Below are 21,362 nucleotides of genomic sequence, written 5' to 3'. Positions count from 1 at the left end.
TAAGAAGTCCTTAAACCCACGGCCACCTCGATAACGCACGTTGCGCTCCGCCCGAGCAAACGGCGCTAGACACACTTTATCGTAAAAGTGCACCCCGGCTCCAGGCGAAATCGGCGGCGCTGCTGTGCTCGGCGCAGGTGTTCATCGCGCTCGTCGTGCTCGCCATCGCGCTCGCCGCCGATAGCCGCCTCGGTTCTGCGCCTCGGCTTCCACCTCGGCTCTGCACCCTGGGTCTCGGTGCAAATTTCGATAATAATGTCTATTTCCACCGTGGCTCAACTCGACTTCTGCCGAGGAGCTCGCGGCTTGATGTCGAATCGAGCACGGCCGGAGTTCGATCTTGACATCGCCGGGCTCGCTGCGGATCAGAGCAGCGGCGGCGAGGTCCACGCGGATCAGCCGGCGTTCACCCGGCGATCACCATGATCTCGGTCGCCTTGATGAGCGCCTGCACCTCCTTGCCGACCGCGAGGCCGAGCTCCTTCGCCGCGTCGCTCGTGATGACCGCGACGAGCTCCGTGCCCCCCGGCCCCTCCATCACGACCTTGGCCATCACGTCGCCCACCACGAGCTCCGTGATCTTCCCGGGGATCTTGTTCCTGCCGCTGATCTGCATCTCCTGCCTCCTCCCGCGCGATCGTAACGCGGGGCGGCCGGGGCGTCGGCCCGCGCGCGCCGCGGGCCGGCGGGCGCCGGGGCCGCACAGGCCGCCTGCGACTGGCCACCTCGGGCCGGACGCGACTGGCCGTCTCAGGCGGGCAGCGACTGGCCGTCGATCCGAGCCGGCCTGCGCCGCGCGACCTCGATCCCGGAGATGCAGACGGCCAGCCACACGGTGCCTGCGGCGAACCCCGCGAGCACGTCGCTCAGGTAGTGCACGCCGAGGTACATGCGGCTGAAGCCCATCGCCACGGTCCAGCCGAGCGCGAGCGCGACGAGCGCGAGGCGAGCGCGCAGCGTCCGGAGGAACAGGAGGCCCAGGTACGAGAGCATGCCAAAGGCGACGAACGTGCCCATCGAGTGTCCGCTCGGGAAGCTCCACCCCGCGGCCACCGCCAGCGGATCGGCGAACGTCGGCCGCGGCCGGGCGAACAGCGCCTTGAGCGCGGTGTTGAGGAGCCCGCCGCCGGCGAGCGCGGAGAGCCACCCGACCGCGAGGACGCGCCGGCCCCGCCTCAGCAGCGCCGCGGCCACGACGACAGCGAGCAGCGCGAGCGCCCAGAAGGTGCCGAGGAGCGTGAAGGCGCGCAGCGCCGCCACGCCGGCGCTGCTCGACGACGCGTGGAGCGCGCGCGCGAGCGCGAGATCGACGCCCACGATCGGCTCGCCCTCGCGCACCCCCTCCGCGAGCCAGACGAACACGAGCGCGGCCATGCTGAGCGCCAGCCCGAGGCCGAGGTGGATCACGAGGTACTCGGCCGCAGAGAGCTCGCGCAGCACCCTCGCGACCAGGGGGAACCGGGCCGAGAGGCGCCGCGTGACCGGGTGCGCGGCCACCGCGGCGTACGCCCGGACGGCCAGCGCCCACAGCGCCCGCGCGTGGCGGCCGGAGAGGCGCGCGACCGCGACGAGCCCGAGGAGCACCCCCACCGTCCCGGTCACGAGCAGCGCGAGCAGCAGAAAGGGCCGCGCGCCGACCGCCGAGGCCAGCTGCTCGGCGGGGAGGCCCAGCGCTTCCATGGAGGGGGCTCTAGCACGCGGCCGCGCCGCGGAGCTCGCTCAGGGGACGAGCGACACGACGGCTTCCGGCGCCGCGAGATCGCTGATGTTGGCGACCCGGATCTCGTCCTCGGAGACGGAGTAGACGTAGTCCTCCATGAAGACGCTCCGCTTCACGAACGACGTCGCGCTGCTCCACCAGTTCCCGCAGCTCGGGCCGTTCCCGTCCGCGCTCGCGTCGGGCAGCGGGTGGGGCACGCCGCCGACGGACGTGAAGCCCGCGCCGGGATCCACCTTGTAGACGAGCAGCCCGCTGAACGTCATCGTGTCGCCGAAGTCGCCGCCGCTCCCGCCCTCGCAGATGACCATGGGGATCCCGAGCAGCCCCCGCTGGGTGAAGTAGTTGAACGCGAGGTGGTTGGTCGCGGCGTCGCTCGCGGAGCCGCGCGTCCCGATCACCTCCTTGTGCGTGAGCGTCGGCGCGTCGAGATCCGTCACGTCGAAGATCTGGAGCAGGATCCCCTGGAACCACGCGAAGTCTCCCTGGTCGTCGGCGTCGTAGCCGATGCTCATGACGTGCCCCTCGTCGATCATGTGCATGTACGTCGAGAAGCCGGGGATCTTCAGCTCGCCGCGCACCCTCGGCGCCTCGGGCTCCGAGAAATCGATGGTGTAGAGCGGGTCGGTCTTCTTGAAGGTCACGACGAACCCGACGTCGCCGTAGAAGCGGGCGGATCGGATGTCCTCGCCGGGAGCGAGGTGGTCCACCATCCCCTTGACCACGAGCTCGCCGCCCTCCTGCTTCAGCGACGCGACGGTGTTGTGCGTGTCCGGGTCGGGCAGGTGCCCGGTGGTGGTCGCGACGCGGAGATACCCCTCGTGCTCGCTGAGGGCGAACTGGTTGAGCACGCGCCCCTTCACGACGCCGCTCCCCAGGTACGCGCTCGGCGCCGCGCGCTCGCTCAGCGCGAACTTGTGGATGGTCGTCGCGTCGGGCGTCGCCTTGCCGTCGTCGTAGAACCAGCCGTACGTCTGGCCGTACTGGTGCCGGCTCGCCACGTAGAGCGAGTCCGCGGTCGCGTAGACGGCGCCGGGCCTGCCCACGATCGTCGTCTGGCCGAGCGCCTCGGCGCCGAGCTCGGTCGAGACGACCGAGAGGAAGCTCTGCCCGTCGCCCGTGTTCGACAGGTAGAAGTTCTCGCAGCTCGCGAACGGCTCGTGGCTCTTCGGGGACGCCACGCCGTCCCGGTACACCGTGTCCTCCACGCTGGGCAGCTGGATGTCGAGCGGGGCCGCGTCGATGAGGGCGATGTTCTTCTCAAGGAGCTTGTCATACGCGCTGTTCACGGCGGCCACGGTGGACGGGTTGACCCCTTGGTCGGACAGGGAGCAGACATCGAGTCCCTCTGGCCAGGTAGAGAGTCCCTCCACCGTCGGCTCGCGGGAGGCGACGATCGTGTGCACCGCGGCCCCGATGCGCCGGGCGTTGATGAACGATCCGGAGAACTTCAGCGTCCGCACGACGGTCGGCGCCGTGAGGTCGCTGATGTCGAATTCGGTGACCAGGAGCGGCGTGCCGTCGCCCGTGAACTCGCAGTCGTATCCGTACGTGCACTCACCGCTGGAGTAAGAAGCGATCTCGCCGTCAGGCGACGAGGACGGGGACAGCGAGGAGTACACGAGGGCGCGCTTCTCGTGCACGAAGAGCTTCTTCGGCTCCCCCTCGATCGCGACCGACGCGACGCGGTGGATGTCGGCGGCGGGCCACGCGTCGAAGATCTGGAATTGCCCGTGGGCCAGGATATAGACGTTCTCTCCGTCGTTCTTGATGAAGTCGGCCTCGTCGACGTCGGCTTCCTGCGTGTTCGTCGTCGAGTACTCCTTGGCACCCCCGTCGTCGACACCCCCGCCCCCCTCCTCGGTCGGCGCCGAGACGGGCCCTCCCGAGGAGGCGGAGCCGGAGCTGGAGGCGCCGACTGGCCCGCCGTCCTCTCCGAACCAGACGCACCCGGCCTCGAGCTGCTGCAGGGCGGACTCCCGCGCAGCTTCGACCGACTTGGCCATGTTCTGCTTCAGCCGTTCGCGGAGCAGCGCCTCGACATCATCGCAGCTCGTCGCGGGCGTGAGGGCGCTCTGTGCCAGGCCCGTCTGCGCGGGTCCACCAGATCCGCCCGATCCGCTCGAGCAGGCGGCGAAGCCGGCGCCGAGCGCGAGCAGAGAAACAAGCGTACAACCCCTGTAAAATGATCGCATGTGAGTCTCCGTGTCCGTCTGTCGTTCGAATCGCTGGCCGCAGGAGAAGCACTCGACATGCCGAGCCATTTCGTTAGTGATTACCGCCAGATACAATCCGCACCAGTTGGCACATGCCGGCACATAGTGCGCCTCATGCCTGCTCGCGTCGAGTCGGTGCCCTCGGTCTGCGAGGCGCGATGCTGCGACGGTTCGCCGAGGAGTGGACGGTGGGCGTGGAGGACATCTCGGAGCTCGTGGCAGCGCAGAGGGAGGTGCTGCGCGGCCGGGGTGCCGGACAGCTCGAGATCCCGCGGGAAGAGGTGTATTGGCCAACAGCCGCGGAGGCAGCGAGGCGGGTTGGGATAGAGCGCTGGGAGGCGTAGCGCGCGGACGTCGTGCTCCGGACACGGCCCGGCAGCGCCAGGGAGAAGCCCTGGCCATGGTAGCGGCGCTCCCCTACTGTCCGCGCCAATGGCCTCCACCTCTCTCGGCTTCGCCGAGTCCCGCCAGCAGCGCATCGCCCAGGTCCTGCTGTTCGTCACCCCGGCGCTCTTCACGGCCAACATGCTGCTGGCCCGCGCCACAGCCGATTTCATCCCGCCGGTGGCGCTCGCGGAGCTCCGCTGGACGGGTGTCGTGCTGGTGCTGCTGCCCTTCTGCGGCCGCGAGCTGTGGCGCGCCCGCGCCGCGCTGCGGCGGGACTGGGCCCGATATGCCCTGCTCGGCCTGCTGGGCATGGGCATCTGCGGCGCCGGCGTCTATTACGGCGCCGCCACCACCACGGCCACCAACATCGGCCTGATTTACGCGGTCTCGCCGGTGATCATCATCCTGCTGTCCCGGGCCATGTTCGGAGAGCGGCTCAGCCGGCGCCAGGGCCTGGGCGCGGCGCTGGCGCTGGCCGGCGTGCTGGTCATCGTGCTGCGCGGCGACCCGGCGGCGCTGCTGGCGCTCAGCTTCAGCACCGGTGACCTGATGATCCTCGGCGCCGCGATCTCCTGGGCGCTTTACACGGTGCTGCTGAAGCGCTGGCCAGATCCGCTGGGGGTCCAGGCGCGCCTCGCCGCGATCGCGCTGGCCGGAGCGATCCTCCTGCTGCCGCTGCTCGGCTGGGAGCTGGCCAGCCGCGGCGCGCCGCAGTTCGACCTGCGCACCATCGCCACCGTGCTGACCCTGGTCCTGGTCCCAGGCGTCGGCGCCTATGCCACGTACGGCTATATCACCGAGCATCTCGGCCCGAGCCGCACTGGCCTGCTGCTCTATCTGTCGCCGGTCTATACCGCCGTGCTGGCCTGGCTCCTCCTCGGAGAGGCGTTTGCCCTCTACCATTGGCTCGGCGCAGCGCTCGTATTGCCGGGCCTCTTCTTCGCCACCCACAAGCCGAAGGCGACCTGAGCACCCCGCGCCTCGTTTGGCGCCGTAGTGCCCTGCGCCTCATTTGGCGCCATGGCGAGGGGGCCCGCTCCGAGCCCAGGAGCTCCGCCGAGCGGGCCGCGTCCACGACCTCGGCGAGCGGGTGCGGTTCGCGGAGGACGCCGGTTACGCGACCGCGTCGGGCGTCGGTGTTCGCGGAGACGAACGCGCTGGGCTCTGCCTGGAGGGCCCGGTCGGGGAATACCTTGCCGATCCGGATGTTCGAGCTCGGCGCGAATCCGTGCGCCGCGTTCGAGCTCGAGCGCACCGCCCCGCCTGCTTGACAGAATCCCCCGTCGGCACCAGACAGATTGTTCCAGATGATGATGAAGACCACCCTGCCCGTCGTGCTCTTGACAGCCCTCGCCGTCGCGACCGTCGGTTGCGATACCAGCGGCGGGCGGTCCAAGGATCGGTGGGCGACCACCGAGAACACCAACGTCGAGCTCGACTTCGACAAGGTCAACGAAGCCTACAAGGCGGCCGAGGGGCCCGAGGACTTCGAGCGGCGCGTCAACGAGATCTACCAGGGGAGCGAGGTCATCAGCGTCGCCGTACAGGACCTGGACGCCAAGACGCAGGTCGTCACCGGGTTCTTCGACAAGAACAGCGACGGCAGCGTGCAGGACCCCGAGAAGGTGTTCACCATCCGCCGTGACGTCTCGGGCGAAGGCGCCGCGCAGATCCAGACGTCGGGGTTCGGCCACTACGGGTACTACCACTCGCCGGTGATGAGCCTGGCGTCGGGCATGCTCCTCGGCGCCATGGTGTCGTCGGCGCTGCGCCCGAATTACGTGCCCGTGTACACGCAGCCGTACGCCACGCCGCCCGGCCGCTCGCTCGATCTGCGATCGCACCGCGAGGCGTACCGCGCCTCGAACCCGTCCAGCGTCGACCACAGCAGGTCGTCGCAGACCGGGCGGCGCTACAACAACGCCGGCGGCAGCCGCTTCGGGAGCGGCAAGTCCGGCGCCGGCTCGCGCTTCGGCGTCCGCCGCGGCGAGCGAGGCCGCAGGCCCGAGCGCCTGGTCGCGTAGCCGCGCGCCGGCCGCCGCGATGCAGCCCCTGCGAAGCATCTCCGAGCTCCCGTTCCGCTGCCGTCCCGCGCTGGAGCTGCTGAACCTCGAGCAGCACCGCGACGAGCCGGACGTGGAGTCCACGCAGTTCGGCTGGTGCCGGGTGGACGCGCTCTGGCTGGATGGCCGCGCGGATCGAGGGCCGCTCCGGGTGACCGACGCGCTCGTCGTGGCCGTGCACTCCGCGGACGAGCCGGAGGTGCTGCCCGATGACGTGGAGCTCGAGTTCTTCGTCGAGGAGGTCGCCAAGGACTACTCGGTGACCGTGCTCCTGTCGGCGTTCCTCGAGCGCTGGCTGCCGGCCGCGTTCTCCGGCGAGCGCGCCATCGTGCTCGCCATGTGCAACCCCCACGCCGCGCGCATCCGGCGGCCGGAGGCGGCGGGGCGCACCCCCGTGTACTACGCCGACGGCGACGTCGACGCGTGGCTCGACACCGACCCAGACGGTCGCCGGCACATCCGCCTCGAGGCCGATGCCTGGCGCACCGCGGAGTGAGGCGATGTTCGAAGGACGCAGACAGCCTATCGTGTCGCGCGAGCAGAAGCTGGTCTATGCCGGCATCTACGTGCTGAAGAAGATGGACCTGAAGCCCGCCGATGGAGGCATGGAGATACCGCTCGTGCTGCCGTCCGAGCTGAGCCCGCTGGAGGACGTCCTTCAGGAGCTCGTGAACGCGGACCTCGTCGAGGTCAACCGCCGCAAGGCGCGGTTCGAGCTCACCAAGAAGGGGCTGGCCTACCTCGGCGAGATCATCGATGAGGCGGAGGCGCTTGTCGACGAGTTCGACGACGAGTCGCTCGAGGACGCGGTGGCCGAGCTCCGCAGGCGAAACGTGGACGTGCTGCGGGCCCGGTTTTTGTGGGGCTGGTACGACGGCGAGCTGGACGATCTGGTGCTCTTCCAGCAGCGCCGGGGCACGACGCCGGTCGAGCAGTGGTGGGCAGACTACCTCATGAGCGACGCGTTCTACGAAGAGCTGAGGCGCGACTACGAGTGAGCGCGAGGGCGGCCGTCAGCGCGGACGGGCGCGCTCCCCCATCATCCGCGTGAGGAGCCGCGCCAGCTCGGCGCGCTCGCCTGCCGAGATCCGCGCCAGCCTTCGCCCGAAGGCGTCGTCGAGGATCGCCCGCGCCGCCTCCATCGCCTTGCGCCCCGAGCGGGTGAGCGTCAGGCGAAAGCGCCGCAGATCGCCCGCCTCCGTCTCGCGCTGGATGAAGCCAGCCGCCTCCATCCGCTTCACCATGAAGGTGATCGAAGGCTTGGGCGTGAGCAGCGCGCGCGAGAGCTCGGCAGGGTAAGGGTGATCGTCGAGCTTGCCGAGGAGGAGGAACTCCTTCATCTCGAGCCCCAGCGCGCGCACCTCGGGCTCCACCTCGGCCATGACCGCCATGCTGAACTCGAAGTTCAGCGTCCAGAGCTCCCAGGGCGAAGGCTTGTCCATGTTCTCTCTGCTCGCGCTTGACGATGGAGCGGTGCAGCGCTACTAGTTTAGTATTGAACTGTTCAAAATGGAACAAGTTCCGGAGGTAATTCGATGCCGCTCGATCATTATGTCACGCTCGGCCGCTCGGGTCTGCGGGTGAGCCCCTTTTGCCTCGGCGCCATGACGTTCGGCGAAGACCTGGGCTGGGGGAGCAGCGTCAAGGACTCCGAAGCCATCCTCGACCGCTTCATCGAGCTCGGGGGGAACTTCATCGATACGGCGAACCTCTACACCAAAGGGCACTCGGAGAAGATCATCGGTGATCACCTCGGCCACGACCGGCAGAAGCGCGACCGGCTGGTGATCGCCACGAAGTTCAGCGGAAACCTGTACGTCGGCGATCCCAACGGCGGCGGCTCGAACCGCAAGTCGATCCTCGCCGCTTGCGAGCAGTCGCTCCGCCGGCTGCGCACCGACTACATCGATCTCTACTGGCTGCACAACTGGGACAAGTTCACGCCGATCGAGGAGACCATGGCGGCGCTCCACGATCTCGTCCAGTCGGGGAAGGTCCGCTATATCGGCGTGTCCGACACCCCCGCGTGGAAGGTGACTCAAGGGCAGCTCATCGCTCAGTTCCGCGGATGGGCGCCGTTCATCGGCCTGCAGATCGAGTATTCGCTCCTCGAGCGGACGGTCGAAGGGGAGCTGATTCCCATGGCCCAGGAGCTCGGGCTGGGGGTGACGCCGTGGTCGCCCCTGCGGAGCGGGATCCTGAGCGGCAAGTACACGCGGAAGAACGCCGCGACGGTCAAGCCGGAGGGGCGGCAGTGGACCGCGAGCTACCTCGACGAGCGGAGCTACACGGTGATCGACGAGCTCGAGCGGATCGCCAAGCAGCTCGAGACCACGGTCGCGCGCGTCGCCCTCAGCTGGGTGCAGGCGCGTCCGGCGGTGTCGTCCACGATCATCGGGGCGCGCACGCTGGCGCAGCTCGACGACAACGTGAGGGCGCTCGAGGTGAAGCTCACGCCGGAGCAGACGGCGGCGCTCGACGCGCTCACCGCTCCGAAGCTGAACTTCCCGGCCGATTTCCTCAATCTGGCGCACATGATCCAGGCCGGGGGGACGACGATCAACGGGCAACCGTCGCAGCTCATCCCCTTCGGCGTCACGAAGAAGGGGGATCACTACTGACGAGTAACCTCGGCCACGGCGCGATCCACGCGACGCGAGCGCGCGGCATGGGAGGCGCCGCCCGGGCGTTTTGATAGTCTCGCCCCTCGCCTCGTGGACACGCCCGCCCGCCGCCCGCTCTTCCCTCACCTGCCCGCGCTCGACGGGCTGCGCGGGCTCGCCCTGCTCGGCGTCCTCTTCTTCCACGCGAACGGGATGCTGCGCGGCGGCTTCCTCGGCGTCGATCTCTTCTTCGTCCTCTCGGGCTACCTCATCACGTCGCTCCTCCTCGCGGAGCACGAGGCGCGCGGCGCGATCTCGCTCAAGGACTTCTGGATCCGCCGCGCGCGCCGGCTCCTCCCCGCGCTCCTCGCGCTCGTCCCGGTGGTCGTGCTCCACGGGCGCCTCTTCGGGCCGCCGAGCGCGCTCGCCGGCCTCCGCGCCGATGTCCTCGCGACGCTCGGCTACGTCGCGAACTGGCGCGCCATCTACGCGCACAGGAGCTACTGGGAGATCTTCACGTCGCGCTCGCCGCTCGAGCACACGTGGAGCCTGGCGATCGAGGAGCAGTTCTACGTCGTCTGGCCGCTCGTCATCGTCTTCGTGCTCTCGCGGTGGGCGCGCCGCGGCGTGCTCGTCCTCACGCTGGCGCTGGCCGCGCTCTCCGCGATCGCGATGCTCGTCCTCTTCGCGCCGGAGAGCACGACGCGCGTGTACATGGGGACGGACACGCGCGCCTCCGGCATCCTCCTCGGCGCCGCGCTCGCGACGGTGCTCACGCCGCGCGCCGCGCTCTCCCCGCGCGCGGTGCGCCTCCTCGACGGCGCCGGCGTCGCCTCGGCGATCGGCCTCGCGATCGCGTGGTCCGTGCTCGACGGCCAGTCGTGGCTCCTCTACCACGGCGGGTTCTGGCTGACGGAGCTCGGGGCCCTCGTCCTCATCGCGTGCGCGGTGCAGGGCTCGCGGAGCCTCGTCGCGCGCGCCCTCGCGTGGCGCCCGCTCGCGTGGGTCGGCACCATCAGCTACGGCGTCTACCTCTGGCACTGGCCGGTGCACGTGTTCGTGTCGAGCGATCGCCTGCACGGCCCCGCCCTCGCCGCGCTCCGCTTCGCGATCACCTTCGCGGTCGCGCTCGTCTCCTACCGCTTCCTCGAGAGGCCGATCCGCGAGCGCGGGCTGCCGAAGGGGCGCTCGTTCTGGGCGGTGCCGGCCGGCGTCACGCTCGGGCTGCTCATCGCCGTCCGTGCGACCCACGCGCAGGACGGCGAGGCGCCGAAGGGCTCCGCGATGATCAACGCGCTCGTCACCGCGATCGTGAAGGACGAGGCCACGTTCCGCGTCGTCGTCGTCGGCGACTCGACCGCGAACACGCTCGGCTGGGCGCTCCGCGGTCTGCAGGAGCGCGGGCTGGCGGTGGACCTCCACGGGCGTGACGGCTGCACCATCATGGCGGACCTCTGCGGCATGACCGAGTGGCCCGCGCTCCTCGCGCAGGCGAAGCCCGACGCCGCGGTCCTCTACCTCGGCGGCGCCTTCATGCACGGCATCACGGTGAACGACGAGTGGACGAAGGCGTGCAAGCCGGCGTGGCACGAGCGCTTCGAGGCAAACCTCGTCACCAACCTCGACAAGCTCCGGAACCCGCACGGGCGCGTCTGGATGGCGACCGTCCCCTACGCGCTCGGCGACTGGGAGACGAAGGACGTCCATGAGCAGGTCACGTGCATCAACCGCTCGATCCGGAAGGTCGTCGCGACGCTGCCCGACGTCGCGCTCCTCGACCTCCAGGAGCACATCTGCCCCGCGGGCGAGTGCCGGCGCATGTACGAGGACGGGGCGATCCGGCCCGACGGCGTGCATTTCACGATCGAGGGGGCGCGCGGCGTGGCGAGGTGGACGCTCGCGGAGCTCCGCGCGAAGCCGCGCGTGCCCGGCTCCGCGGCGGACTCCGGGCCGCCCCGCTGAGCGGGCACGCCTCCTGGATGAGCCGCCGGGCCGCCTCGAGAGTCGGAGAAAGCGCGCCGTGAGGTGGAGCTGCAGAGATACGAGGCGCTGTTCCACTCATTCCTCGAGGACATGCCTGCCATGATGTTCGCCAAGGATCAGGACAGCAGGGATGTCGTGGTCAACGCTCAGCGACCATCGCCATTATCGACATCACGGGGGTGAGCGCCGTCGCCGGGCGGTCGTCCAGACGGGACGCAGCCGACGAATCGACCGCTCGCCTGTCACCTTCCGGCGCCTCTACCGTAGAGGAGGGTGAGCCCTGCGATGAGCTTCCTCTGGCCCTCCCGCGATGACCACCTCTGCGAGCTGATCGAGGCGTCCCGGCGCGGCGATCGCGGCGCGTTCCGGGCGCTCTACCTGGAGCTGTACGACCCGGTGGCGCGCTTCGCTTCGCGACGCGTGCGCCGGCGAGAGGACGCGGAGGATCTGGTCGCGCGGGTCTTCCACAGGCTGCTGGAGCGGCTGGGAGAGTTCGATCGGCGCAAGGGGACGCCGCGGATGTTCGTGCTGGCCATGGCCAGGAACCTGGTCATCGACCACCTGCGGGCGGCGCGGCAGGAGGCGCCGATCGACGATCTCGCGGGCGTGCTCGCGGACGAGTCCGGGACGCCGCTCGACGCGCTCGTGCGGGGCGAGGAGCTCCGCGCGGTCAGGGAGGCGCTGGAGGAGCTCGGGGCGGAGGCGAGGGAGGTGCTGGCGCTCCGGTACGGCGACGGGCTGAAACACCAGGAGATCGCGGAGCTGCTCGGGCTCCGTGCGGACGCGGTGAAGCAGCGGGCGTCGCGGGCGCTGCGCGAGCTCAAGGCGCGGCTCGAGGCGCGCGCCGAGCAGGACGCGGGTAAGTCCCGCGGAGAGGGTGTTTCCAATGCTGGACTTTGAGGTGCGACGAAAGCTGCGCCGGCTGCTCGGGGAGCCGGCGCCGCTGAGGCCAGAGCACGCGCGTGAGCTCGAAGGCGAGCTGATGGCGGCGTTCGGCCAGCTCTACCCCGAGCAGGAGATGGTCCCGATGAAGCGGCTCTGGTTGCGCAAGGTGCTGGTGGTGGCGGCGGCGGCAGTCGTGTGCGGGGCGGCGGCGTGCGTGGCTCCGGCGGACGTGGAGGTGCCCGTGGGACGGAGCATCAGCATCCAGGTGGCGGACGGCGCCGAGCTGCCCGAGCCCGAGGCGCTCATGGCGGCCGTGCGCGGCGAGGGGAAGACGGCGCGGAGGGCGCGGGTCATGGTGCGGGGGCGGCGCGGCGACGGGGCGACGACCCTGACGCTCGATGTGTGGGGCGACGAGGTGCCGGAGGGCGACGTGGCCGAGCGGATCCGGGCGGCATTCCCGGCGCTCGCCGGCGCGGAGATCCGGGAAGACGTGCTGGCGGGGACGGTGCGCGGGACGCTGGGAGCAAAGCTCGGGCACGAGCTGCTCGATCTGGACGTGCTCGACAAGGACGACGTGGAGGCGGCGCGGCGGCAGGTGATGGAGCAGCTCGCGGCGCAAGGCGTCGAGGGGAAGGTCGACGTGCAGATCGAGGGAGACGGAGAGAAGCGGAAGGTAAAGGTGCAAATAAAGCTGGACGGCCCTCCGCAGGACGAGGCGGAGATGGCGCCTCCGCCGTAGCCGAACGAGGCGGAGACGGCGCCTCCGCCATGGCCGCACGAGGCGAAGGGGTGTCCACGGAGCTCGGCAGCGCGCGAAGGTCACGCGCTCGTCGCCCGATGAATCCCGCGAAGACCGCGCCTCCTCACGCTTGCTCGGGCACGCCTCCCGGGACGCGCGCGGGCAGCGGAAGCTCGATGCCCTCGGACAGGTTGCCCTTGCCGGGCACGTGGTTGATCTCGAGCCGGATGCCGTCCGGATCCTCGAACAGGATCGAGTAGTAGCCGGCCGCCCACGCGCCGTCCTGCGGCGCGTGCACGAGCTTGCCGCCGAGCGCGGCCAGCGTGCGCTCGAAGAACGCGTGGAATGCGTCGATATCCTCGCGGCTGCGGGCGCGGAAGCACAGGTGGTGCAGGCCGGGCTTGTACTGGTGAAAGCGGATGCCGGCGTGCTCCGGGTTCACGGGGCGTATCAACAGGCCGGTCTTGCCGCCGATGTAATAAAGCATGGGCCGCTCGTTCTCGCTGCCCGGATCGTCGTACTGGCACTGCATCTCGAAATGCTCGCACAGCGCGCGGTAGAACGCGCGGCTGCGCGGGAAGTCCGTGACCGACAGCTGGATATGGGCGATTCCGGCGAGGTTCATGGCGATCACGGTAGCCCGGATCCGACCGGTGGAGCGCTCTTCGTGACTGGCCTGCGATCGGTCATCTGGTCCAGATCGCCGCCAGATCGAGCTCCACCGCATCGAACGGCTCAGCCCTCACCTTGGCGTCCTCCTCGTAGGTCTCGAGCAGCACCCACCGGCCGCCCTCGAGTCGGTACACCTCGAGCGTCCGCAGCAAGGGGCTGAGCAGCCACACGTGCCCGACACCTTCGCGCCGGTAGATCCGCATCTTCTTCCCCCGGTCGACGCGCTCGGTACGCGGCGAGATCACCTCACACACCCAGTCCGGCGGGACGTCGTAGTGCGCCGGCGTGTCCTCGTCCCCAAGGGCGTCCGGCATGCGCTCCCGCTTCCACCCTGCGAGATCGGGCACCACCTTGTCGGGCCGCGACCCAAGGTGGAGCTCCGGCTCATCCAGGAGCACCCAGCCGCCGGGCCCTCCATCGCCGAAGTCGAAGGCGCTGCCGAGCTTCATCGTCAGGCGTGATGCGCTGCGCGTATGAGGGCGGCCGGGCCGCGGAAAGGTGAAGAGCTCCCCGTCGAGGATCTCTGCCACCTGCTCGGGCGGCACCGCCGCGAATGCTGCCTCGACTTCCGGTGCGTTGCGGGCGGGATCCAGGTGGTGCGGCAGCACGCCGGTGCTCATGGCCGACCCTACCACGAGAGCGTGCTCCCGGCCGGGGCGAGCGCCTGATCGCGCACCGTCCGAGGTCGTGCGGCTGGCTCGCGATGCCAGGCCTCGGCCTGAACGCCAGCGCGTGCCGGCGGTCGCCAGAGGCGGCGCGTGGGTGTGCAGGTCGACCTCGGCGCGGTGCATCGGGCCCGGTCCTACGGTGGCTTCACGTGCTCCAGCTCCTCGTGCCGCCGACGGTCGTGGGGCTGCCGGAGGCTTGCCGAGATGGCGGCCAAAGCGGTGCGCTCGAGGCTGGATGTGCAGGGGCGCAGCGCGCCGCGAGGACCTACTCGTGGACGGCGGCATAGCGGCCGCTAGGCGTGACGATGACGTTGGCCTGGAACGGGACGTGCAGTTCCGCGGAGAGGTGGTGCAGCTCCACGGTCATCGCTTCGTCCTCGCGGGTCGACGTCGGGTCGCCGCGAGCCGCTCGCCGGGGTGGATGAGTATCCGGGCGAACACCTGCAAGAGCGGCATGCCGGCTCTGCTTCGGGCCTGTGGATCTTCGCTATTTGCCAGAGCGCCTGGTCAAAGCGGATGAGGGAGTGGGCGAAGAGGCGACACGCGAGGCGGAGGCGGGTGGCGACCATGGGGCGCGGAAGCGAGAGGGAGGCGGCGATCTCGTGCAGGGAAAGGCAAGTGGCGGCAAGCGACATGATCTCGCGGAGCTCGGAGTGGAGACGGTGGAAGAAACGGAGGACGCCGCACGCGACGAGGCGGGCCTCTGGCGTGTCAGAGACTCATGGACCACGACCCGATCAGCAGAACGGATTACAGCTGGAACGGTCGAGAATCCCCGCTTGGACCCCGTACCTGCCCTGTCGCCGCGCGGCGCGTAACTCACGTCAAGATATTGGATTCGTTATAATTTTCGCGAAACGAACCCTGGACGTAGGCGAGCACCGTACCCCCTCCTCGCGCGGTCAGAGCGGGGCTTGCCCGCGGTCCGCTTGGCCGGTCCGGGCGGGATCCGAAAGGGCGGTCCCGAACAGTGTCAGGCGAGGGGTGACCTAAGAGGAGGGCGCGGCAGCGTTGGACGCGAGCCCTGGCCTTTTCCATCGCCTCGAACGCGCCAAGACCAACGTCCGCGTCGCCGCTCTTGTAGCGATCGCCAACGCGCACGGCGTGACACCGGCTGCATTGTTTCGGCCGGGCCGGCTGCGATGCCGGAGACGACGCGCGGCACGCCGCTCAAGCGTCCGGCCAGCGCCTGACGGCCATCACCTGCTGCCCGCAGTTCGACCGCCTGCAGCCCCCGGTGCTCCTTAACGTGACGCAGGGCTGACGTGTGCTTCGATGCAGACGCTGCACCGCGCAACGGCAGACTCGACAGGCCGCGGCCAATTGGCGGACCAGGCCGTTGCAGGGCGTCATCCTCGAATCGGAGCAGCAGGCTCAAAAGCCTGTTCGCGCCGTGGATCCCGCACGCTCCTGCCTTGGTCGCCTTGACAAGGCGGGGTAGCAGTCGGGTACGCTGCATTCCACAATGAGCCAGGGCGGCACGACGGGGTGGCGTCGGAGTTCAAGGCGCTCCATGCTGAGGCGGCATTCAGCGGCTTTGGGGGTTGGTAACGCCAAGATGGCCGCGGTCGATGATGTGCGTATCGATCACCGTGGTCCGCACATCCTTATAGCCGAGCAGCGTCTGAACTATCCGGATGTCGGTACCCGCCTCGACCAGGTGGGTCGCGAAGCTGTCGCGGAGGGTATGGCATGTGAAGTGCTCGGTGAGCCCCGATGCCTGTCGTCCGTCATGGTGGTAAGCGGTGTCGGGACGGGGCGAACATTTCGATCGAGACGCCAAACGAGCCGTCAGCTCGACCTACTGCACCCACGTTCGGAAGCTGGAAGCAGACGTCAAATCACGCGGGCCAGAGCATCAACTGGCCCGCCCCCTAGATGCACGAATCGCTCGGCGTCGACGTCATATAGCGGCCAAATAAAACCATCTAGCTACCGCTAGCCCAAAGAGGTCACAATGAGCTTCGCCACACCTGACGATTATTACGATCACACGCCAGAGCCAGGGCACTCAACAGGGGACATCTGGTGTGGCCTACCATCGTACGGAGTCCTTAAGCAGGAACATATTGCCGGAATCGTCATTACGCCGGCATGCGATCTGCAGAATTCCAAAAGCAAGACAATCACTTACCTTCCCTTGCTCGCGTTCGACGCATGGCTGGCAACGTCGTCAATGCTCACAGAAGTTAGAGGCACGACGCAGAGCTGCTGGAACTCATTCCAGGAACAGCTTGGATCCAAGTCATCCATCTCGCTTCCCCGAGTGCCAGCATTATCCGATCTTTCGGCTCTACAAGCGCATGTTGAGCCGCTCGCCGATGGCGGCAAAGGGCAGCTCAAGGCGAAGATTCTTGCCGGGATCAAGGCATTGATCGCCATCATTGACCCGGTCGCACTAACCAACGACTTAAGATCCATTACAACATTATTCGGCGAACGCGACTTCAACCAAAAATGCCAAAAATTGGTCACAAATTCTCTTCGCTCAGACACACACTTTCTACCAGCGCGTGGAGGCTGGGCTACGCTCGATGACTCGTTTGCAAGCCACGCGCTAGTGATGTTTCGATATCCGCTAACGGTACCACTAGACATTCTCGAACTCGCTAGCTCCCCAAAAAGCAATTGGTCATCTGCGCTGGCTGAATATGCAGCACTGCCAGCAACTCGATTTTTTGCAAAGAGACAACCGCTTCGCGTGGCGAGACTACGGCCAAGGTTCTTTGCCGACCTGCTCTCTCGGTATACGGCACTATATGCTCGAGTCGGGTCGCCGGACTTTTCGCCGGCGGTCGCTTCGGTTCTCGCCTCACAAATCTCAGGCCATGAGGCGAGGAGTTAAATGCAATGGACTACCTAGCAATCCCTCAGACTACTGCCAGCTGGTTCACTGGAAAGAGCGCATTGATCGGTGCGCTTGCCGTTGATTTGGACAAGTTGGTGCGCGATAGCGCACTCCGCACTGGCGTCATTGCGGTCGGCCCCATCCGGGCCGCAGGCACGCCTGATGGCGTTGTGTTGGCCCTCTGGAACGTCGATTATCTCAGCGGAACGGGCGCTGAATCTTGGGGCCTTGTTCGATTAACGTCGGAATACGGACTCATGGATAAACCAGAGATGATTCGCGAGGTCCTAGCTCGCGAACTTCAGGTTATCGATCGCCGCCTCCAGGGACTTCTTCTCGATTCTGCGTGGGAAATTCGAACCGAACTAGATGACGTTAGCACTTGCATTGCAGGCGGAGGAAAGGCCTGGAGAAAGCATCGCATTGGATATGTTGAGGGCGACGGACTGGCGGACAATTCAACGATCAAGGGGGTCTTGATCGCAGGTCCGGCTTGGGAAGACAATGCGTTCCGCACCGCAATCCTGCGCGAGAATAACACTCTAGGCGCTCTCTTGCCTTGTGCGAATTCGCTTCTCGTGAATGTTACTAAACGTCCGACACTTGAATTCTCGGCGTTGACGATGGCGCCACTCCTGGTTCCGCGATCTCCCGAGCCTTCGGTTAACGATTTAGTAATTCCGGTCTCGCTTCCAGCTCTGGAGTCCGTCGCGCCTGACCAAGTATACGAGACCCTTGCTTGGACGTACGACGATTGGCTCTCGCATGAACGCCAATTGTCTTCCACGCAACGAGTGGTACTGCAACAAGACATCGTGGAAAGGCAGCCGGTACGCTTGGTCGGAGCGGCTGGCTCCGGCAAGACGCTCCTGATGATGTTGCTCAGTATTCTACAGCTTCGAAAAGCGGCCTCGTCAAAGAGATCGCTGCGGGCGCTGTACATTGCGCACAATTCAGCGATGCGCGACAACGCAGCATCACGACTGCACAACCTTGGCGCTGAAGAGTATATCGAAAGCCGCGGACCACAGAGGCTTGAGGTTCGCACTTTGTTCGACTATGCGCGCGAAGTGTTACGGATTCCGGATCTGTTGCTGATTGATCGCGACGCAGACGCCTCTAAGCGGTACCAGCGCCAATTGACACTCGAATCCATTCGGCAAGTCTTTAGCAATCATAGAGCCGATGTCGACGATAGCCCTCTGTTGGCACAGGTTTCGAGCGAACCGGAACTGATGGATCTTTTTGCCGACTTAGTCGGTGACGAGATCTCGGTGGCCATCAAGGGGCATGGCATGACGACGGCGTCTGATCCGCGTCAATACGTCGAATCCGAGAAGCGGCTGAGTCGACTACATGGCGTTTTGACCGTCTCTGAGCGTGGTCTCATGTGGGAAGTCTTCCTGCGTTATCAGGAAGAGATTGCTCAAGAAAACGGCCTATTGGATGCAGACGATCTGGCCCTGTCACTTCTCGGACGGCTTCGGACGCCGCTTTGGGAACTGCGGCGCCCGCAAGAAGGCTACGACATTATTTTTGTTGATGAAGCTCAATTGTTCAACGAGAACGAGAAGCGATTGTTTCCACTTATCGCTAAACGCGGCTCATTCGTTCCCATGGTGATTGCCTTGGATCAGGCACAACAGACACGAAGCTTGTCATCTGCAGGTCTGGGAGTTTTCGGCGTTGATGACGTGAGCAACCAGACGCTTCGCACTGTGCATCGGTGCTCCGCCGATGTTTTACGGCTCGCGTTCTACATTATTCAGCACACGACGGATCTTTTTGGCGCCGACTTTCCTGATTTTACGAGCGACACGACTTCTGGACGCCATCAGAATGGACCTTCACCGCGTGTTCAACGAGGGGCGGACGAGTCTGCTGCGGAGATTGCCGCTCGGTGCGTAAAGGAATTGCGACAGCGCAATGTGCGTCAAATTGCGGTGGTTTGTTTTGCTGCGCGGTATTGGAATGCGCTGCGGGATGAACTCCGTTCCTTGAAGGAGCCATTACGGGAAATCGAAGCAAGAGGACAGTCCTTGCCCAGTGGAGGGCAGCCGCTTGTCGTGCTTGCAAGACCTGATTCGATCGGTGGCCAAGAGTTCGATGCTGTTGTTTGCGTTGGTCTTGAACAGGGCGTCGTTCCGATCAGAGTTCATGGGAACGACGGGCTGTCCGCCGCGCTCGAGCAGCAAGCGCTCCGCGAGATGTATCTGGCTTTTACACGCGCCCGAACCGAGCTGGTCATCGTAGTTGGTCGGGGGGCGGCGCCGACGAGCATTCTTCAGGCTGCTATTCGCCAGAAGCTGCTTTCAGACCCGACTCCGAGCACTTGAGCCGCCGTGCAACTCAGCGATGGATCCGACAACCAGGCGGCGTGGGTCTGCGACCCGCGCCGCCTGGTCAGCCATCTCTTCTTGCGCGCCGCGGCGATGGGGTACCGATCGCGACGTCAGGCTCATTTACAGCTGGAACAAGTTCCGCATCATGAGACAAACGAGAGAGTCGACATGAAAATCATTCAAACGGGACCGCTTTCTCAAAACTGGCTCCACTCCACAGAAGCCATCGTTGGGGTCTTCGACATTCTCGGCTTCAAGCAGATGATGGTCGACGGCCATGGTCACTTGGTCGAACTTGCCAAACACGTCGAAACGCTCGCACGAATAGCGCGCTCCGTCGGAACAGCGGACGCTCGATTCGATAGCTTCGGTGAGCTTGGAGCTGGACCGCCCAAACTAATTCACGTATCAGACACGTTCTTCATGTACACTGCCGCCCGCCAACCCGCCGACATCGTGCGATTTCTTTGGAATGCGCATCACCTTCTATTCTACTCAATCATTCATGAGTTCCCTATGCGTGGTGCCATCGCGACTGGTGAATTGCTTGTAAACGAGACGGATCGCGTTATATTGGGGCCCGCCCTACTCGAGGCTCACCTTCTCGAAGGAGCGCAGGAATGGGCCGGTGCCGGCCTGGCCCCATCGATGTCGTCTTATCTGGGCGATATCGGTCTACGTCAAGCGATTGCACCTCTCGTTGTTCCCTATGCGGTGCCGATAAAGTCCGCCCACTCACCTCGCCTTGACTGCCAGCTCGCTCTAAACTGGCTCGCAGATCCGATGCATTTCCTTGACCCTGAGTTTCTTTCAACCAAATTTCCAACCACAAACTCCGAGAGCAGCGCATCCAGCTCGGTCTCAGCCAAAATCGAAAACACTCGCGCTTTCGCAGAACATGCTTTGACCCAAGGCAGGCTCCTGGCACCGAGTAATCGGCGAGTTGAGTTCGGAGCTCCAACGCTCGATGGGAGGCCAGTCCGTTTTGTTCTCGACGAATCTGTGCTACAGAGTCCCGAAACGGTCCCTGGGCAGGAGAAAAAAGGTTGAAATTCATTCAACAAATCACCGGAGAATCCTACCCCGTCTCCTCAGCCGACGGTAACCGCTCGACCAACGCCATCATGACCACCCGGTCGGGGCCGGTTACCAGTTCCCATCGCGACGAAGGAGGAAGCGATGGCGACGAAGGCAGAGTGGGCCGAGCGGGTGGGGCGATGGGAGCGCAGCGGGCAAAGCGCCGAGAAGTTCGCGCGGCATGAAGGGTACAAGCCGAAGCAGCTGTACTCGCGGCGCTGGAAGCTGCGATCAGACGGGGCTCCGCCGCCGTCGTCAACGGAGGCGCCGCACTTCCTACCGGTCCACGTGGTGACCGACGCATCGCCCGTCGCACCGGAACCGGTCGCCCACGAGCCAAGCGCGCGTGGAGCGCGGAAGAACGCGGCTTCAATGTCCATGCGGGCGTGACCGTGCGCACGGGCTGTCGCGACGAGCCCGAACTCCGCAGACCACAAGGCGGCCAAGAGCAAGGCCGCCAAAAGCAAATGCACAACGACGTCGCCAAGCCTGGCGGAGCACGACCGGCCCAAGCAACGCGCCTCGACAGCCCCGCCGGCGGCGGCGACGCGACCGCATACCAACCTCGGCGCCGGCGTTATGCCGCAGCGTACGCGCGCATCGACTGGGCCTCGCTGCTGCGCCGCGTTTTCTCGAAGACGTGCTCGCCTGCCCGCGCGGTGGGCGGCGAAGGATCCTGCCCGAGATCACCGAGCCGACGGCGATCGTCGCCATCCTTGAGCACGTGGGTTTACCGGCACGCGCCCCACCCATCGCAGCCGCAAGGGCTCCGGGGGAGTTCGAGGCGGCGTGACCTCGGGACAGTGACCGGGCAGGACCACGCCCCAGGCGGGCCTGCGTCCGCCGTACCGGCCCCGCGGCGTTCCGGCGCTTCGGGCACAACGGAATCCTTGGAAGCACGCTTCGACAACTTCGCAGCCGTTGCCCCTCCTCCCCGCGATCGCCCTTGTTCGTCTTATCCCCTCCGCACGCCTGATCCAGCTGCGCAGCGCCGTCTCGGTCAGGTCGAGGTCCGTCGCCACCTGGCCGATGCTCCGGTCGCCCAGCTTCGCCAGCCGTAACACCTCCGCCTTCGGCTCGGGCGTGAACACCCTCCTCTTTCACCGTCCCATTCCTGCTCTCTGGCGTCGTCCGGGGTGTCCGCGGAAGCGGCGAGGACCAA

The 21,362-nt window shown here is 66.6% G+C and carries 21 protein-coding genes; 13 read left to right on the top strand and 8 right to left on the bottom strand.

What is annotated here, in order from left to right; translation table 11 throughout:
• Positions 1-406: 406 nt before the first annotated feature.
• From POL72_RS18430 to POL72_RS18420, 3 genes are all read right to left on the bottom strand, one after another.
• Entirely contained in the window at positions 407-616 is a 210-nt protein-coding gene (locus tag POL72_RS18430) for a TOBE domain-containing protein (protein ID WP_272096723.1), read from the bottom strand.
• 134 nt (positions 617-750) lie between these two features.
• The gene (locus POL72_RS18425; RefSeq protein ID WP_272096722.1) at positions 751-1,680 is read right to left on the bottom strand and encodes a phosphatase PAP2 family protein; all 930 of its coding nucleotides are present in this window, start codon (positions 1,678-1,680) and stop codon (positions 751-753) included.
• A 39-nt stretch (positions 1,681-1,719) separates the two neighbouring features.
• On the bottom strand, positions 1,720-3,912 hold the full coding sequence (locus POL72_RS18420) for a beta-propeller domain-containing protein (protein WP_272096721.1): 2,193 nt from the start codon (positions 3,910-3,912) through the stop codon (positions 1,720-1,722).
• Positions 3,913-4,007: 95 nt separating this feature from the next.
• Between POL72_RS18420 and POL72_RS18415 the strand changes: the two genes are divergently transcribed.
• The 5 genes from POL72_RS18415 (at position 4,008) to POL72_RS18395 (ending at position 7,381) form a co-directional block, all read left to right on the top strand.
• Positions 4,008-4,277: a DUF4291 family protein gene (locus tag POL72_RS18415; RefSeq protein ID WP_272097940.1), complete on the top strand. Its 270-nt coding sequence runs from the start codon at positions 4,008-4,010 to the stop codon at positions 4,275-4,277.
• Positions 4,278-4,365: 88 nt separating this feature from the next.
• A complete protein-coding gene (locus POL72_RS18410) occupies positions 4,366-5,289 on the top strand; it encodes a DMT family transporter (protein ID WP_272096720.1) in 924 nt (307 codons plus the stop codon).
• Positions 5,290-5,627: 338 nt separating this feature from the next.
• A complete protein-coding gene (locus tag POL72_RS18405) occupies positions 5,628-6,344 on the top strand; it encodes a hypothetical protein (protein WP_272096719.1) in 717 nt (238 codons plus the stop codon).
• A 19-nt stretch (positions 6,345-6,363) separates the two neighbouring features.
• The gene (locus POL72_RS18400) at positions 6,364-6,879 is read left to right on the top strand and encodes a hypothetical protein (protein ID WP_272096718.1); all 516 of its coding nucleotides are present in this window, start codon (positions 6,364-6,366) and stop codon (positions 6,877-6,879) included.
• Positions 6,880-6,883: 4 nt separating this feature from the next.
• Positions 6,884-7,381 (top strand): hypothetical protein, encoded by a 498-nt coding sequence (locus POL72_RS18395; protein ID WP_272096717.1) that lies wholly within the window; start codon positions 6,884-6,886, stop codon positions 7,379-7,381.
• Positions 7,382-7,396: 15 nt separating this feature from the next.
• Here POL72_RS18395 and POL72_RS18390 read toward each other — a convergent pair whose 3' ends face one another.
• Complete coding sequence (locus POL72_RS18390) at positions 7,397-7,825, bottom strand: MarR family winged helix-turn-helix transcriptional regulator (RefSeq protein ID WP_272096716.1); 429 nt, start codon at positions 7,823-7,825, stop codon at positions 7,397-7,399.
• A gap of 93 nt (positions 7,826-7,918) precedes the next feature.
• Between POL72_RS18390 and POL72_RS18385 the strand changes: the two genes are divergently transcribed.
• From POL72_RS18385 to POL72_RS18370, 4 genes are all read left to right on the top strand, one after another.
• Positions 7,919-9,004 carry an aldo/keto reductase gene (locus POL72_RS18385; protein WP_272096714.1) on the top strand — a complete coding sequence of 362 codons (1,086 nt, stop codon included), beginning with the start codon at positions 7,919-7,921 and terminating at the stop codon, positions 9,002-9,004.
• Between the two features lie 93 nt (positions 9,005-9,097).
• Positions 9,098-10,948 (top strand): SGNH/GDSL hydrolase family protein, encoded by a 1,851-nt coding sequence (locus POL72_RS18380; protein WP_272096713.1) that lies wholly within the window; start codon positions 9,098-9,100, stop codon positions 10,946-10,948.
• A gap of 306 nt (positions 10,949-11,254) precedes the next feature.
• The gene (locus tag POL72_RS18375) at positions 11,255-11,869 is read left to right on the top strand and encodes an RNA polymerase sigma factor (RefSeq protein ID WP_272096711.1); all 615 of its coding nucleotides are present in this window, start codon (positions 11,255-11,257) and stop codon (positions 11,867-11,869) included.
• Positions 11,856-12,593: a hypothetical protein gene (locus tag POL72_RS18370; RefSeq protein WP_272096710.1), complete on the top strand. Its 738-nt coding sequence runs from the start codon at positions 11,856-11,858 to the stop codon at positions 12,591-12,593. Before POL72_RS18375 ends, POL72_RS18370 begins: the two co-directional genes overlap by 14 nt.
• A gap of 124 nt (positions 12,594-12,717) precedes the next feature.
• Here POL72_RS18370 and POL72_RS18365 read toward each other — a convergent pair whose 3' ends face one another.
• From POL72_RS18365 to POL72_RS18350, 3 genes are all read right to left on the bottom strand, one after another.
• A complete protein-coding gene (locus POL72_RS18365) occupies positions 12,718-13,218 on the bottom strand; it encodes a VOC family protein (RefSeq protein ID WP_272096709.1) in 501 nt (166 codons plus the stop codon).
• 61 nt (positions 13,219-13,279) lie between these two features.
• Positions 13,280-13,885 (bottom strand): Uma2 family endonuclease, encoded by a 606-nt coding sequence (locus tag POL72_RS18360; RefSeq protein ID WP_272096708.1) that lies wholly within the window; start codon positions 13,883-13,885, stop codon positions 13,280-13,282.
• 1,576 nt (positions 13,886-15,461) lie between these two features.
• On the bottom strand, positions 15,462-15,716 hold the full coding sequence (locus tag POL72_RS18350; RefSeq protein ID WP_272096707.1) for a tyrosine-type recombinase/integrase: 255 nt from the start codon (positions 15,714-15,716) through the stop codon (positions 15,462-15,464).
• 174 nt (positions 15,717-15,890) lie between these two features.
• Here POL72_RS18350 and POL72_RS18345 point away from each other — a divergent pair, with 174 nt between their 5' ends.
• From POL72_RS18345 to tnpA, 4 genes are all read left to right on the top strand, one after another.
• The gene (locus POL72_RS18345; RefSeq protein ID WP_272096706.1) at positions 15,891-16,778 is read left to right on the top strand and encodes a hypothetical protein; all 888 of its coding nucleotides are present in this window, start codon (positions 15,891-15,893) and stop codon (positions 16,776-16,778) included.
• 5 nt (positions 16,779-16,783) lie between these two features.
• Positions 16,784-19,117, top strand: coding sequence for a UvrD-helicase domain-containing protein (locus POL72_RS18340; RefSeq protein ID WP_272096705.1), 2,334 nt, complete (start codon positions 16,784-16,786; stop codon positions 19,115-19,117).
• A 6-nt stretch (positions 19,118-19,123) separates the two neighbouring features.
• A complete protein-coding gene (locus POL72_RS18335; RefSeq protein WP_272096704.1) occupies positions 19,124-20,173 on the top strand; it encodes a hypothetical protein in 1,050 nt (349 codons plus the stop codon).
• 129 nt (positions 20,174-20,302) lie between these two features.
• Positions 20,303-20,590, top strand: coding sequence for an IS66 family insertion sequence element accessory protein TnpA (gene tnpA, locus POL72_RS52160; protein ID WP_444547641.1), 288 nt, complete (start codon positions 20,303-20,305; stop codon positions 20,588-20,590).
• Between the two features lie 296 nt (positions 20,591-20,886).
• Here the strand turns inward: tnpA and POL72_RS52260 are convergent, their stop codons facing one another.
• Positions 20,887-21,291 (bottom strand): transposase, encoded by a 405-nt coding sequence (locus tag POL72_RS52260; RefSeq protein ID WP_373372213.1) that lies wholly within the window; start codon positions 21,289-21,291, stop codon positions 20,887-20,889.
• Between the last annotated feature and the right edge of the window lie 71 nt (positions 21,292-21,362).

The sequence above is a fragment of the Sorangium aterium genome (genome assembly GCF_028368935.1).
GTDB classification, from domain to species: Bacteria; Myxococcota_A; Polyangia; order Polyangiales; family Polyangiaceae; genus Sorangium; species Sorangium atrum.
This window is presented reverse-complemented; position numbering and strand designations above follow the sequence as displayed.